At 70.5% G+C, this 13,789-nt stretch carries 15 protein-coding genes and 1 pseudogene; 5 read left to right on the plus strand and 11 right to left on the minus strand.

The features are described from left to right. The first annotated feature begins 78 nt into the window (after positions 1-78). The 4 genes from A4F85_RS28090 to A4F85_RS28105 are packed head-to-tail and all read left to right on the plus strand — an operon-like array spanning position 79 to position 3,282. A complete protein-coding gene (locus A4F85_RS28090) occupies positions 79-1,167 on the plus strand; it encodes an acyl-CoA dehydrogenase family protein (RefSeq protein WP_063328488.1) in 1,089 nt (362 codons plus the stop codon). After that, positions 1,155-1,913 carry a PIG-L deacetylase family protein gene (locus A4F85_RS28095; protein ID WP_063328489.1) on the plus strand — a complete coding sequence of 253 codons (759 nt, stop codon included), beginning with the start codon at positions 1,155-1,157 and terminating at the stop codon, positions 1,911-1,913. The genes A4F85_RS28090 and A4F85_RS28095 overlap by 13 nt, the downstream gene beginning before the upstream one ends. Beyond that, the gene (locus tag A4F85_RS28100) at positions 1,910-2,527 is read left to right on the plus strand and encodes a class I SAM-dependent methyltransferase (RefSeq protein ID WP_063328490.1); all 618 of its coding nucleotides are present in this window, start codon (positions 1,910-1,912) and stop codon (positions 2,525-2,527) included. The genes A4F85_RS28095 and A4F85_RS28100 overlap by 4 nt, the downstream gene beginning before the upstream one ends. Next, positions 2,524-3,282, plus strand: coding sequence for a glycosyltransferase (locus tag A4F85_RS28105; RefSeq protein WP_063328491.1), 759 nt, complete (start codon positions 2,524-2,526; stop codon positions 3,280-3,282). Before A4F85_RS28100 ends, A4F85_RS28105 begins: the two co-directional genes overlap by 4 nt. Here the strand turns inward: A4F85_RS28105 and A4F85_RS28110 are convergent. From A4F85_RS28110 to A4F85_RS28120, 3 genes and pseudogenes are all read right to left on the minus strand, one after another. Then, positions 3,252-3,812, minus strand: a complete 561-nt coding sequence (locus A4F85_RS28110; protein WP_063328492.1) for a DinB family protein — start codon at positions 3,810-3,812, stop codon at positions 3,252-3,254. The genes A4F85_RS28105 and A4F85_RS28110 overlap by 31 nt on opposite strands. A gap of 22 nt (positions 3,813-3,834) precedes the next feature. Continuing rightward, on the minus strand, positions 3,835-4,692 hold the full coding sequence (locus tag A4F85_RS28115) for a PhzF family phenazine biosynthesis protein (protein WP_063328493.1): 858 nt from the start codon (positions 4,690-4,692) through the stop codon (positions 3,835-3,837). Positions 4,693-4,755: 63 nt separating this feature from the next. After that, positions 4,756-5,159 (minus strand): annotated as a pseudogene (locus tag A4F85_RS28120) (VOC family protein). A gap of 69 nt (positions 5,160-5,228) precedes the next feature. On the opposite strand from A4F85_RS28120, the gene A4F85_RS28125 reads away from it, so the two are divergent. Beyond that, positions 5,229-6,596: an aminotransferase-like domain-containing protein gene (locus tag A4F85_RS28125; RefSeq protein ID WP_063328495.1), complete on the plus strand. Its 1,368-nt coding sequence runs from the start codon at positions 5,229-5,231 to the stop codon at positions 6,594-6,596. Here the strand turns inward: A4F85_RS28125 and A4F85_RS28130 are convergent. Genes A4F85_RS28130 through A4F85_RS28165 form a run of 8 tightly spaced genes read right to left on the minus strand, consistent with a single transcriptional unit; the run spans position 6,580 to position 13,716 of the window. Continuing rightward, positions 6,580-7,020, minus strand: a complete 441-nt coding sequence (locus A4F85_RS28130) for a nuclear transport factor 2 family protein (protein ID WP_043782985.1) — start codon at positions 7,018-7,020, stop codon at positions 6,580-6,582. The genes A4F85_RS28125 and A4F85_RS28130 overlap by 17 nt on opposite strands. 5 nt (positions 7,021-7,025) lie before the next feature. Next, positions 7,026-7,817, minus strand: a complete 792-nt coding sequence (locus A4F85_RS28135; protein ID WP_012207677.1) for an SDR family NAD(P)-dependent oxidoreductase — start codon at positions 7,815-7,817, stop codon at positions 7,026-7,028. Positions 7,818-7,822: 5 nt separating this feature from the next. Beyond that, positions 7,823-8,383, minus strand: a complete 561-nt coding sequence (locus A4F85_RS28140) for a DUF3833 domain-containing protein (protein WP_063328496.1) — start codon at positions 8,381-8,383, stop codon at positions 7,823-7,825. Next, positions 8,380-9,714: an MFS transporter gene (locus A4F85_RS28145; RefSeq protein ID WP_063328497.1), complete on the minus strand. Its 1,335-nt coding sequence runs from the start codon at positions 9,712-9,714 to the stop codon at positions 8,380-8,382. Before A4F85_RS28145 ends, A4F85_RS28140 begins: the two co-directional genes overlap by 4 nt. An 18-nt stretch (positions 9,715-9,732) precedes the next feature. Then, positions 9,733-10,359, minus strand: coding sequence for a hypothetical protein (locus tag A4F85_RS28150; protein ID WP_063328498.1), 627 nt, complete (start codon positions 10,357-10,359; stop codon positions 9,733-9,735). After that, the gene (locus A4F85_RS28155) at positions 10,356-11,624 is read right to left on the minus strand and encodes an SAM-dependent methyltransferase (RefSeq protein ID WP_063328499.1); all 1,269 of its coding nucleotides are present in this window, start codon (positions 11,622-11,624) and stop codon (positions 10,356-10,358) included. Before A4F85_RS28155 ends, A4F85_RS28150 begins: the two co-directional genes overlap by 4 nt. Beyond that, on the minus strand, positions 11,621-12,373 hold the full coding sequence (locus tag A4F85_RS28160) for a DUF1365 domain-containing protein (protein WP_063328500.1): 753 nt from the start codon (positions 12,371-12,373) through the stop codon (positions 11,621-11,623). The genes A4F85_RS28155 and A4F85_RS28160 overlap by 4 nt, the downstream gene beginning before the upstream one ends. Continuing rightward, positions 12,370-13,716: an NAD(P)/FAD-dependent oxidoreductase gene (locus tag A4F85_RS28165; RefSeq protein ID WP_043825165.1), complete on the minus strand. Its 1,347-nt coding sequence runs from the start codon at positions 13,714-13,716 to the stop codon at positions 12,370-12,372. Before A4F85_RS28165 ends, A4F85_RS28160 begins: the two co-directional genes overlap by 4 nt. Positions 13,717-13,789 lie beyond the last annotated feature (73 nt).

The raw sequence follows: 13,789 nt of genomic DNA on the forward strand, positions 1-13,789 counted from the left end.
CCCGGCACCATGGCATCGCCTGGCGTCTCCCCCCATTTTCCAGGCTGCGCAAGGCACGAAAAAGGAAGGTGAGCGGTGATGGCCCAGCACAACGACGAGCACGCCAATGCGTGGACATGCAGCGACACGCTGGCCCAGGCCTTGCGCGGCCATGCGGACCTGTCGCCGGCGGACCAATTGGCCCTGCTGGTAGCGCAGGGCGCCGACCGCCTGCCGCTGCCGGGCCATGGCCACACGCTGCAGCGCTGGCGAGCACTGGCCGAAGTGGCCGCCCACAGCCTGGGCCTGGCCAAGCTCTATGAAGGTCATACCGATGCCCTGGCCATCCTGTCCGAACTGCAGGCCGACCTGGCCACCGAAGGACTGCGCTGGGCCGTCTGGTGCGCCGAGCCGCCGGGCGAGCGCGTGCAGGCCACGGCGGCATCTCCCGACGCCACGCAACGCACGACGCTGCAGGCAGGCTCGGCGGTTCGCCTGTCCGGTCACAAGCCCTGGTGCTCCGGCGCCCGCGCCGTGGACCGCGCCTTGGTCAGCGGCTGGCTCGCAGACGGCCAGCGCTGCCTGATCGCCGTCACCATGGACCAGCCCGGCATACGCAGGGACGACAGCCACTGGCAGGCCGTGGGCATGGCCGCCAGCGCCAGCGCCGATGTGCACTTCGACGGCGCCACCGGCGTGCTGGTCGGAGCCCCGGGCCAGTACCTGAGCCGCCCCGGCTTTCACCATGGCGGCGCAGGCGTTGCGGCCTGCTGGCATGGCGCGGCAGCGCGCATCGCCAGCCATCTGCAGCAGGCCGTCAGTCAAGGCGAGGACCCGCACCGCCAGGCCCACCTCGGCGCGCTGGACGTGGCCCTGGCCAGCGCGGCCGGCCTGCTGCGCGACGCTGCGGCCTGCATCGATGCCACGCCATCGGACCCCTGCCTGCTGGCCGTGAGCCGCGCCCGCCTGGCCGTGGAAGCCGCCGCCGAAGAGGTGCTGCGGCGCGTGCCGCGCGCCATCGGTCCCGGCCCGCTGTGCAAGAACAGGGTCCTGGCGCAGCTGATGGCCGACCTGCCCGTCTTCATCCGCCAAAGCCATGCCGAACGTGACCAGGCCGCGCTCGGCCGCCTGCTGGCCGAGAAGGCACAGGCCTCGCAGGCACCGGGAGGCGCGGCATGGATGCTGTGAAGCCGCGCCTCATCGAGGGCCGGGGCACGCCCGAATCGCGCTGGCAGGCCTGGTTTGCGCAACGCCGGCCAGCGCAGGTATCCATGGACGACCTGCTGGACGGCCGGCGCCGCGCCGTCATCGTCGCGCCGCACCCGGATGACGAGATCCTGGGCTGCGCCGGCCTGCTGCACCGCTGTGCCGAGCGGGGCATGCCCTGCCTCATCGTCTCCGTGACCGATGGAGGAGCCAGCCACCCCGACTCGACGCTATGGCCGCCGCAGCGTCTGGTGCGCGAGCGCGTGCAGGAGAGCACCCAGGCCCTGGCCCTGCTTGCGCCGCAGGCGCAGGTGCTGCGGCTGGGCCTGCCCGACGGCCATATCGCCGAGCATGCCGCGCAGTTGCTGCAGCGGCTGGAGCAGTTGCTGCAGCCCTCGGATGCGCTGCTGTGCACCTGGCGCGAAGACGGTCACCCGGACCACGAGGCCACGGGACAGGCCTGCGCCGCGGCGGCCCGGCACACGGGCTGCCGGCTCTTCGAGCTGCCGATCTGGGCCTGGCACTGGGCCGAGCCCGGCGACGCGCGCGTGCCCTGGCACCGCGCCGCCGCCATTGCGCTGGCACCGCAGGAGCTGGCGCTCAAGCGCAAGGCCCTGTCGTGCTTTCGCAGCCAGCTGCTGCCAGACCCGTCCACGGGCCGCGACGCCGTCCTGCCGTCCTGGGCCACGCAGCGCCTGCTGCGCCCGTTTGAAGTGGTGTTTCTATGAACGGCGCCAGGCAGCACTTCGAGCAGATGTACCAGGCCGACCCCGACCCCTGGCAGGTCGCATCGCGCTGGTACGAGCGGCGCAAGCGCGACCTGCTGCTGGCCGCCCTGCCGCGCGAGCGCTATGCCTACGGCTTCGAGCCCGGCTGCGGCAATGGCGAGGCCACGCAGCGCCTGCTGCAGCGCTGCGACCGGCTGTGCGCCGTCGATTTCTCGGACAGGGCCGTGGATCTGTGCCGCCAGCGGATTGCACCGCAGGACCGCGCCCGCCTGGACCTGCAGGCCCTGCCCCTGCCCTGGCAATGGCCACAGGTGCCCCAGGTGCCCCAGGTGCCGCAGCAAGGCTTCGATCTCATCGTGGTCTCGGAGCTTGCCTACTACTTCGACGACGCGGCACTGGCGCATTTCAACCGCCAGTGCCTGGCCTCGCTGCAGGGCGGCGGTCACTGGCTCATGTGCCACTGGCGGCATGGGGCGCACGATCACCTGCAGACCACTCGCACCCTGCATGACAGCGTGTCGGCCCATGCGCAGCTGCACTTGCTGCTGAGCCACAGCGAGCCGGATTTCCAGCTGGACATCTGGCAGAAAACCCCTGAAAGGACGGACAGATGATCGGCGTGTGCATCCCAGCCCATGACGAGGAAGACCTCATAGGCCGCTGCCTGGACAGCGTGTTTTGCGCGGCCGCCCATGCCGACCTGCAAGGCGAGACCGTGGCCGTCGTCGTGGTGCTGGACAGCTGCCAGGACGCCACCGAATCGGCCGTGCGCCGCTGGCCCGCCATCCCCTTGCCGATTGCCGCGCGCAACGTGGGCAAGGCGCGGGCCCTGGGGTCGGAGTACCTGCTGCTGCTGGGCGCCCGCTGGCTGGCCTTCACGGATGCCGATACCACGGTCTCCCAGAGTTGGCTGGCAGACCAGCTGGCGCTTCAGTCCGACGTGGTCTGCGGCACGGTGCAAGTGGCCGACTGGTCGGCCCACGGCGTCCAGGCGGACACGGCGCGGCGGCACTTCGAGACCACCTACACGGACCGCGACGGCCACCGCCACGTGCACGGCGCCAACCTGGGCATCTCAGCCTGGCACTACCGCCAGGCCGGCGGGTTCGACGCACGCACCTGCGGCGAGGACCAGGACCTGGTGGACCGCCTGGCGGCCGGCGGCGCCCGCATCGCCTGGTCCGCGCGGCCGCGCGTGATGACCAGCGGCCGCGCCTACTCGCGCGTGGCCGACGGTTTTGCCGGTGCGCTGCGCCAGGGATGGGCTCTGCCCGGCGACGCGCCGCCTGAGCTGCCCGTGCTCCAGGGCGCCCTGGCGCAGCAGGCCCTGGCCCTGCCTCAACCGCAGGCCGGCTCGTCCACGCGGTAGCAGTCCCTGAGGAACACCGGCAGGTCGTTGGCCGGCGGCACGAAGGGCACCTGGTACATCATGTCGCTGACAAAGCCACGGTGGTAGCTGCCGTGGTTCACCACGTGCAGCACGATCTGCTCGCGCGTCATGGCGCCCTGCCCGCCGCCCACGAACTCGAAGTGCACGACCTTCGCCAGGTCTTCATCCGGGCACGCATCGACGAACTCCACATACCAGCGGTCCATTGCCTGCACCGATTCCCACAGCGCCTGCAGCGTGGGCGTGTCGTGGGTGTTGCGCATGGTGTAGCCATGTTTGCGGCCCTGCAGGTGGTGCCTGAAGATGTCCTCCACCACAAGGACGTGGTTCAGCGTGCGCACCATGTTGCCGAAGCTCGTGGGCCGCTGCTTCAGGGCCTCGCCTTCGGGCAGCTCCATCACGCTCTTGAAGGTCAGGCCGTTGGCCCAGGCCTTGTAGCGCACCAGCATTTTCAGGTTGGCCCTGGCCGATGAGACGGGAGCGCGCGGGCTCTCTTGGATCGCTGTCATTCGTGGGTTCTTTCGGTGTGGATCAAAGGCCGCTCAGTGCGCCTTCGACATGGGTGCGCGCAGTGCCGCCCACCCAGACCTGGCCCGTGCCGTCACGGGTCAGGAAGATGCGGCCGTCACGGCCCAGACAGCGGCCCTGGGCGGCAATGTAGTCGCTGTCCATCACCCCCGTCGCAAACAGCCACTGCGCCAGCGAGGCGTTGAGGCTGCCGGTGACGGGGTCTTCGACGATGGCGCCCTGGTGATCGGAGAAGAAGGCGCGCACCTCGCAGGCGGCAGGGCTGGCACCGCCGACACCCCTGGCATAGGGCCCCACCACGCCCACGTCCATGCGCGTGGGCCACTGCCGGGCCGGGTTCAGCGCCAGCACCTGCTCGGCCGAGGCCAAGCGGATGCCCAGCCAGCCGGGGCCGTTGTCTATCCACGAGGCGGCCTGCACCTCTTCGGCAGTGATGCCCAGCATGCGCAGCGCGGCATCCAGCTCATCGGCGGTGGGCGCGCCAAAGCGCAGCATGGGCGGCGCGGCGAATGCCAGCCGCCCATGCTCCTGCCGTATCTGCACCAGTCCCGCCCCGCACTCCTGGACGATGTGGCCTGCGTTCCTGGGCGCACCGCGCTGGGACAGCCAGGCATGGCAGCTGCCCAGCGTGGGATGGCCGGCAAAAGGCATCTCCCGGTCCAGCGTGAAAATCCTCACGCGGTAGTCGGCCTGCGCCTGCGTGGGCGGCAGCAGGAACGCGGTTTCGGAGAGGTTGAACCAGCGTGTCAGCTGCTGCATCTGTGCGGTGGTCAGCGCCTGCCCACCGGTGATCACGGCCAGCGGATTGCCGGACAGCGGGCCGCTGGCGAAAACGTCGACCATATGAACGGCAATGCTCATGAAGACGGTCCTTGTTGCATGGAAAGGAAAAGAAAGGGAAACGGGCGGCGGGCCCGATCTGCGCTACGGCCGCAAATCGGCGCGATGCACCACATGGACCTTGTTGCCGTCGGGATCGCGCAGGTAGGCGCCGTAGTAGCCATCGCCGTAGTGCGGGCGCGGGCCGGGCGGGCCTTCGTCGCTGCCGCCCCGGGCCAGGCCGGCGGCATGGGCCGCATCCACCGCGTCGGGCGACGGAGCCACAAAGGCCACCATGGCGCCATTGCCCGCCGTGGCCGGCTCGCCGTTGAAGGGGCTGTAGACATAAAAGCGCGGCAAGGCCGCCGGCGGCGCCACCCAGCACAGCGCGGCCGGCCCGCCATCGGGCTGGACGGCGCGGCGCTGCAGTCCCAGCGGGAAAAGCACTGCGTCATAGAAGCGGCCGGCCCTCTCGAGATCACGGGCGCCGACGGTATGTGGCTGAACATGGAGTGAACGTTACACTATCGAAAAATGAAATAGTGTCACGGCACACTCATTTTTTCCTTGCCCCGACCATGCTCCTGCCCTCCCCCTGGACGCCCCGTCTTGCGCGCATTGAAGCCAGTGCCGCCGAGCGGCTGGCGCGTGCCCTGGCCGACGACATCGTCGAAGGCCGGCTGGCCAGCGGAGACCGCCTCCCCGCCCACAGGGACCTAGCCGACAGGCTGCAGATCGGCCTGGGCTCGGTGACCAGGGCCTATGCGCTGCTGGAGCGCCGGGGGCTGACACGCAGCGTCAAGGGCCGTGGCACCTTCGTGGCGTCACAGCAGGCGCAGGCTGGCGAGGACATCGACCTGTCTTCCAACGCGCCGCCGGCCGCCATCAGTGCGCGCGTCCTGGCTCGTACGCTGACCGGGATTGCGCGCAGCATCGATACCGATCATTTCAACTTCTATGCCCCGCCCCAGGGCCACCTGGAGCATCGGCGCGTGCTCGTGCGCTGGCTGCAGACGCTGGGCCTGAACGTGGAACCCGACCACATGGTGCTGACCAGCAGCGCGCGCCAGGCGCTGTCGCTGGCCTTCGATCTGGTCTGCCAGCCCCGGGGCCGGCTGCTGACCGAGCGCATCACCTACCCCGGCGCCATTGCCCTGGCCCGGCGCAAGGGGTATGCCCTGCAGGGCTTGGCCATCGACGCGCAGGGCCTGCTGCCGCAGGCGCTGGCCGATGCGCTGGAGGGCATTCCCGCCGCCGAAGGCAAGGTGGTCTACCTCACCCCCACGCTGCACAACCCGACCACGGCCACCATGGGCGCGGAGCGCAGGCAGGCGATCGTGGACATCTGCCGCAGCGCAGGCGCCTGGATCATCGAGGACGGCGTGTATGCCGCCTGCTTGCCCGATCACGCACCCTTGGCCCATCTGGCCACGCTGGCGCCCGAGATCACGCTGCATGTGAACGGGCTGTCCAAGTCCCTGGGCCCGGGGCTGCAGGTGGGCATGCTGGTGCTGCCCGCTTCGCTGTGCGGCGCGGCTGTGGAGCTTGTGCAGGAGATGTCCATGGCGCCTTCGGCCCTCTCCTGCGCCGTGATCGATGAATGGCTGTCGCACGGCGTGGTCGCTTCCCTGCAGGCCGACCTGCGCCATGAGGCACAGCGGCGCTGCCGGCTGGCCGCATCACACCTCGCCCCGCACCTGAGTGGCTCCGGCCTGGTGCTGCACCCCGAGGCCTACAACGCCTGGCTGCCCATGGAGCGCGAAGCCGCCGGCCGCCTGGTATCGGCCGCAGCGGCGCTGGGCTTGAAGCTGACCGATCCGGGCTCGCTCATGGTGGACCCGCAGGAGCAGGCCAGCGGGCTGCGCATCTGCCTGGGTGCGCCGCGTTTCGACGCGCTGGACGGCGCCCTGGCGCAGTTGGCCCGGCTGCTTACTGCGGCGCCCTGAGCTTGTGCTGCAGTGCCCTGGCCACGGCGCCCAGCACGGGGACCTTGGCGAAGATTTCCTCCACCGGGTCCCAGAAATCGCGGTGCACTGCCACCAGCCCCTGCGCATCGAACTCCAGGTAGCTGGTGCCGCAGATGTGCATGGGCTGGCCGGATGCCCGCACAAAGCCCAGCTCCCACAGCAGAAAACCGCTGTCCCCCTGCACCGCGCCGTGGCTGACGGCGAAGCGGGGCCGGTCGAGCTGCTCGAACATGTGGGCAAACACGCGCTGAATGGCAGCGTGGCCGCGCACCTCGTTGAACGGGTCCTTGAACAGGGCCTGCTCGGCATACAGGGACAGCAGCGCCGGCAGGTTGTCGCGGCGCAGGGCCTCGTAGGCCTGGGCCAAGCGGGCCAGTCGCGGATCGGATATGCCGCTGCTCATGGGTTTCATGCTCCGGTGAAGCGGCGGACCGCAGAGAAATACCAGGCGTCTGGCAGGCAGCGCAGCAGGCGCACCCAGCGCGTGAAGCGGCGCGGGAAATTCATCTCGAAACGCCCCTGCGCCCAGCCCTGCAGCATATGCCGGGCCGCCTCGTCGGCGCCGATCAGGGCCGGCATGCTGAAGCTGTTTTGCGCCGTCAGCGGCGTATCGACAAAGCCGGGATTGATGATGGACACGCCCAGGCCCAGGCCATGCAGGTCCAGATAAAGGTTTTCCGCAAGGTTGTTGAGCGCCGCCTTGGTGGGGCCGTAGGCCAGGGACATGGGCAGCCCCCGGTAGCCGGCCACCGAGCCGACCAGGGCCAGATGGCCCCGGCCAGCCTTGAGCAGCATGGGCAGCGCGGCATCGAGCAGGTGCAGCACGCCGCCATAGTTCACGGCCAGGTGGTGCTGCATCTCGGCCAGGTCGAACTCGGTGGCGCGCAGGGGCCGGTAGTGGCCTGCGCAGTAGAGGATCAGGTCGGGCGCCCCGCCCGCGTGGGCCAGCACGGCCTGGGCGGCCGCATCCACGGCGGCGGCATCGGTCACGTCCAGCGGCAGGGCCAGGCAGCCCTCGCGGCCGCGCACGAAGTCCTGCAGCGCGCCGCCGTGCCGGGCGGAGACGATCACCCGGGCGCCCTGCCGGTGCAGCGCCTCGGCCGTGGCACGCCCTATGCCCGAGGAGGCGCCCACCACCCATGCCGAGCGTCCCTTCCAGTCAGCCAGCAGCGGGTTCAGCCCGCGCGAGAACAGCGGCATGGCCATCACTCCTTGACAAAGGACAGCGTCACATCGCCCAGGTGCACGCCGAGCTTGCTCATGGCCGTGCGGTTGAGCAGGGTGCGCCCGTCCATGAGGTACATCCAGTCATCCATGTGAACGTTCCAGACCCGCCCATTCACGGGCAGGGCCAGCACATAGCTCCAGCGGATGGCATTGCCCGCGCTCTGGCCCTGGGCCTCGCCCACCACGTCGTCGGCCCGGCCGCTGTAGCGGCCCTCGCCCAGGTGGCGGATATGCCAGACCCGCTCCTGCGTGCTGCCGTCGCTGTAGACGAAGTGCTCTTCCAGGGAGCCCTCGTCGCCATTCCAGCGGCCCGTCATGCGCACGGTGAATCGCTTGACCACCTTGCCCGATCGGTCCGTGAACATGCCGTGCGCCGTCAGCGGCCCGTTGAAATACTGGCGCAGGTCCAGCTGCGGCTGCTCCTTGGCGTAGTCCTGGACCGAAGGCCCGGCACAGCCCGCCAGGGACAGTGCCAAGGCCGCCCCCAGGCAGACGCGCCGCAGCGGCGAAAACGAAGCGCAGTGGGTGATGTGGCTCATGTGTGACTCCAGGAAGAATGCAATCGCTCGGCGCGCCAAAGCAGCAGCGCCGCCGCCAGCTTGAGCAGGCACGGCAGCCCGCCATAGGCCCAGGCCAACGCCTGCAGCCCAGCCGGGTCGGTGCCGCCGCTGCGGTAGCCCGCGGCGGACAGCAGGGGCAGGGCCAGGCCTGCGGCCAGGGCCAGGTTGAGCTTGGTGGCGCAGGTCCACCAGCCCAGGTAGCGGCCCTCGCCCCGGCCGCCCTGGCCGGACTCGTGGATCACGCCGGTGAGCAGTGCGCCCGGCAAGGCCAGGTCCGCGCCCAGGGCCAGCCCGCTGGCCAGGCAGATCACGGCAAAGGCCATGGCATCGCCCGCGCCCAGCCAGGGCGTGAAGCCGAAGGCCAGCACGCTGGCCAGCATGCCCGCCCGCCAGCTGGGCGCCAGGCCCCAGCGCGAGACGGCCTTCACCCACAGCGGCAGGCCCAGGGCCGCCGCGCCAAAGAAGCACAGCAGCAGCAGGGGCTGCAGTGCAGACGCCTGCAGCCTGTCGGCCACAAAGAAGGGCAGCAAGGTGGCGGGAACGGCCGCGGCCACGCCATTGAGCATGAAGATGGCCAGCAGCCGGCGAAACCCGGCATCCGCCCACGGAGAAGTGGAAGAGGCCAGGGTGGCCGAGGCCGGGGACTCCGCTTGCGGCATGCGGGGCGCAAAGGACACATGGGGCACAGGAGCCACGGGCGCCCGGAGCCGGTACAGCCCCATCAGCCCCAGCGCCAGGCCCAGCGCCAGCACGGCGCTGGTGGCGTCAAGGCCCATCACGGCCGGCAGCACGCTGGCCAGCAGCACGCCCGCCAGCGTGGCGCCCTCGCGCCAGGCCGTCACACGGGCACGCCAGGCGGGCTGGCCGCCCCAGCGGGTGCCCCAGGCCTGGTGGAGGATGGTGACGAAGCTGTAGGCCAGCGTGCACACCAGCAGGCTGCCGGCCAGCCAGCCCAGCATGGCGGCCTCGGAGCCGCGCGGCGGATGCCACAGCGCCCCGAAACCCAGCACCATCAGCAGGCTGCCCAGCGCAGCCGCCCGCCAGGCCGGCCGCACACCGCCGCGCAGCAGCCTGTCGGCCTGGCGGCCAATGGCCGGATCGACCACGGCATCGAGCGCCCGCGTGGCCAGCAGCACGGCGCCCAGCCCGGCCAGCGGCGCGCCGGCCACGCTGGCGTAGTGGTAGGGCAGGTTCACATACAGGGGCAGGGACACAAAGGCCAGCGGCGCGGCCAGCCCGCCATAGGCCAGCCCTGTGCGCCAGGGCAGCACGGGGGCGGGAGCGGGAGCGGGGGCCGGGACGGAGGTCATGGCATGGTCCGCTGGCGTTCAGCCCTGGCCCAGCAGCGAGGTGCGCATGGCAGGCGCCGAGGTCTGCGGCGCCAGCCAGATGCCGAAGAACAGGCGCGCATAGTCGGCATCGCGCAGCTGCGCCGTCTGCCGGCCGTTGTGGAAAAAGCGCACATCGCCCTGGCCGTCGTTCAGGCCCAGCAGCCGGTCCTTGGCCACCACATCGGGAAAGGCCTGCTTCATCAGGTCCAGCCATTGGCGGGCCTGCTCTTCGGTGAAGCTGCCGACCCTGCGCATTTCAGCGATGGAGCGCTCGGCAATGGCCGCGCCTTCGAGCTTGCGGTCGTAGACCAGCTCCAGCGCAAACGGGTGGCGGGCGTAGTCCTCGGGCAGCAGTCCGGGCGCGGCCCACAGCCGCGCCTCATAGACGCGCAGGCCGAAAAAGCGCAGCACGGCCGTGCCCATCAGGCGCGCGGACGGCAGGGCGCTGCGCAGTTCGGCCGGAAGTTCGGCGGTCGGGGTGATGGCGTGCAGGGCGTTGGACATGGTGATCAATGAAGGGGCAAGGACGCAGGCGGCGCCCCAGGCCAGGGCCTTGCGGCGGGGGGCGCGGGGTGCACTGGGGGCGCGCGGCGCACGGCGCGCGTGGGGTTGCGGGGCTGTCATGGCAGGGGCTTGCGCAGCGTGAACTGGACGACATCGGTGTTGCCGGTGTCGAAGGCCGCCTCGCAGTAGGCCAGGTAGAAGGTCCAGATGCGCACGAAGCGTTCGTCAAAGCCCTGGGCAAGCACGGCCTCCAGGCGCTCCTCGAAGGACTGGCGCCAGCGCCGCAGCGTTTCCGCATAGTCGCGGCCAAAGGCCATGCGGCGCTCCACCACCAAGCCGGCGCGCCGCGCCTCCTGCTCGAAGGCGGGGATGCTGGGCAGCAGGCCGCCCGGGAAGATGTACTGCTGGATGAAGTCGGTGGAGCGCAGATAGCGCGCGAACAGGTCCTCGCGCAGCGTGATGGTCTGTATGCAGGCCAGGCCCCCGGGCTTGAGGCAGTCGCGCAGCGTCTGGAAGTAGCCGCGCCAGTACTCGCGGCCCACGGCCTCGAACATCTCGATGGAGACGATGGCGTCGAAGGGCTCGCCCGCATGGCGCGCGGGCAGGTCGCGGTAGTCCTGGTAGCGCAGCTCCACCGCATCGGCCAGGCCCGCCTGCTGCATGCGCTGCTGCCCCCAGACCAGTTGTTCGCGCGACAGGGTCACGCCCGTGACCCGGGCGCCGAACTCCTGCGCCGCCGCCTCGGCCAGCCCGCCCCAGCCGCAGCCGATTTCCAGCAGGCGCTGGCCGGGCTGCAGCCGCACCTCGTCCAGCGTGCGCCTGAGCTTGGCCTGCTGGGCTTGCTGGAGGTCCGCGTTGCGCAGCGCTTGGCCCGTGCGGCCCTGGAACCAGGCCGCGCTGTAGCTCATGCCCGGGTCCAGCCACAGGCGGTAGAAATCATTGCCCAGGTCGTAATGGGCATGGATGTTCCTGGCACTGCCGGCACGCGTATTGCGTTGCAGCAGATGGCGCAGGCGGTAGCCCAGCCGGCCCCACCAGCTGCCATAGACCAGGCTTTGCACATGGTCGCGGTTGGCCATGCACAGCCTCAGCAGGGCGGCCAGGTCGGGGCTGTCCCACTCGCCGGCGATATAGCCTTCGGCCAGCCCGATGTCGCCCGATTTGAGCGTGCGCTCCAGCGCCTGCCAGTCGTGCAGCACGCAATGCGCATCGGCAGCTCCCGACGGCGGGCGGGGCAGGTGCAGCAGGCGGCCATCGGGCTGCTCCAGGTCCAGCTGCCCGTGGGGCAGGCGTTCGAGCAGGTTCAGCACCCGGCGCGCCCGTGCGGGCGTGCGGCGCGGCGCTGCCGCGGAGGGGCTCAGCAGGGGGGCGGCGGTAGTGTTCATCGTGTGACGAAGCGCTTGGGCTCGGAGGGTTTGCCATGGAAAGGCACGCGCTTGGCCCAAAGGCGCAGCGCATGCCAGTGGATGCGGGCGACCACGCCCAGCGTCATCAGGGGCGTGCCGAAGAAGGCGCGGCGCACGGTGGCGCCGTCGAGCGGGTGCAGCACGCCGCCCACGCTGGTCTGCAGCAGCGGACCGTCCTCGTCGTGCAGGTCCACGCGCGCCAGGGTGCGGTCTTCGCCGCGCTCGAAGCGGAAGCGGTACTCGCCGCGCACCTCGCAAAACGGCGAGACATGGAATTGCTTGCGCGCCACCTGCTCGCGGCCCCAGTCCAGGTCCGGCCCCGCCAGCAGATAGGCATGGCGCTCGCCAAAGGTGTTGTTGACCTCGGCCAGCACGGCGGCCAGCGAGCCGTCGGCGCGGTGCGCATACCAAAAGCTCACGGGCTTGAACACGTAGCCCAGCACGCGCGGGAAGGTGTGCAGCCAGACCTCGCCATCGGCGTCGGCTATGCCTTCGCTGTGCAGCAACTGCTCGAACCAGGCCAGTGCGTCGCAGCCGCCCTCGCCATGGTCGCTGTCATGAAAGCTCAGCCAGCCCAGCCGGTTGCGCCGCAGCGCGGTGTCCGGCTGCGTGCGCAGGCTGCGCAGCGGCAGCATCAGAAAGTAGCCGGGATAGCGGAAGGCATGCTCGACAGGCCGCAGGCGGCGGTGCCAGACATGGCCGAAGCCGATGAGGGGGCGGGCCGTCATGCGACCCCCTCGAAGGCCGCGCTGGCGGGCAGAACGGGCAAGGCCGGCAGGGCGCGCAGCAGTCCATCGGCCGCGTCCAGGCCCGAGCGCAGGCCGTCTTCGTGAAAGCCGTAGCCGCACCATGCGCCGCAGAACCAGGTCCGGCGCTGGCCCTGCACGCCGGCCACGCGGCCCTGGGCCTCGATGGCCGCCAGGTCGAACACCGGGTGGCTGTATTCGATGCGCGCATGGACCTGGCCTTCATCGATCGGGCGCACCGGGTTCAGCGAGACCATCACGGGCTGCTGCCACGGCAGGGGCTGCAGGCGGTTGAGCAGGTAGTGCAGGCAGACGCCGGCCTGGTCCCGCCCCGGGTCGGCCGCGCGTTCGTAGTTCCAGGCGGCCCAGGCCGCCTGCCTGCGCGGCAGCACGCTGGCATCGGTGTGCAGAACGGCCTGGTTGGGCTGGTAGCGGATGGCGCCCAGCACGCTGCGCTCCTGTGGCGTGGCATCGCTGCCGAGCAGGCGCAGGGCCTGGTCGCTGTGGCAGGCCAGCACCACGGCGTCGAACGGCTCCGTGCCGTTCGCCGTCTGCAGCAGTGCGCCGTGCGCGGCGCGGCGCAGGCCCAGCACGGGCGCATTCAGGCGCGCCTCGTGGCGGCCGTCCTTCAGCAGCGCGGCCACCATGCGCCGCACGTACTGGCGCGAGCCGCCGCGCACCGTGTGCCACTGCGGCCGGTCCGTGACCTGGATCAGGCCGTGGTTGTGGCAAAAGCGGATCAGCGTGGCCACGGGAAAGCGCAGCATCTGGTCGGTGGGGCAGGACCAGATGCAGCCCATCATGGGCAGCAGGTAGTCCTGACGGAAGGCGGCGCCAAAGCCGTGGTCGTCCAGAAAATCGCCGATGGCGCTGCGCAGCCGCGCTTCATCGCCTTCCTGGGCGATGCGCGTGGCCAGGCGGTTGAAGCGCAGGATCTCGGCCAGCATCTTCAGAAAGCGCGGGCGCAGCAGATTGCCCCGCTGCGCGAACACGCCGCCCAGCGAACTGCCGCTCCATTCCAGGCCCGCGCGGCCATCGGCCTCAGGCACCTGCACGGAAAACGACATCTCGGCGGCAGCCGTGGGCACCTGCAGTTGCTCGAACAAACGCGTCAGCAGCGGATAGGTGCGGTGGTTGAAGACCAGAAAGCCGGTGTCCACGCCCTGGCTCACGCCGCCCAGCGTCAGGTCCACCGTGTTGGCGTGCCCCCCGAAATGGCCGCCCGCCTCCAGCAAGGTCACGGCAGGCCCGCCCGGCGCAGCGGCCAGGCGGCTCGCTGCGGCCAGCCCCGCAATCCCCGAACCGATGACAGCAATGCGATGCATGGAGGCGCCCTTCTTGGTTGAACAGACCGACTAGACCACAAAGACCAAATCGTGAACTGATGAGTTCAAACTA

This window comes from Delftia sp. GW456-R20 (assembly GCF_001622915.1).
GTDB classification, from domain to species: Bacteria; Pseudomonadota; Gammaproteobacteria; order Burkholderiales; family Burkholderiaceae_C; genus Comamonas; species Comamonas acidovorans.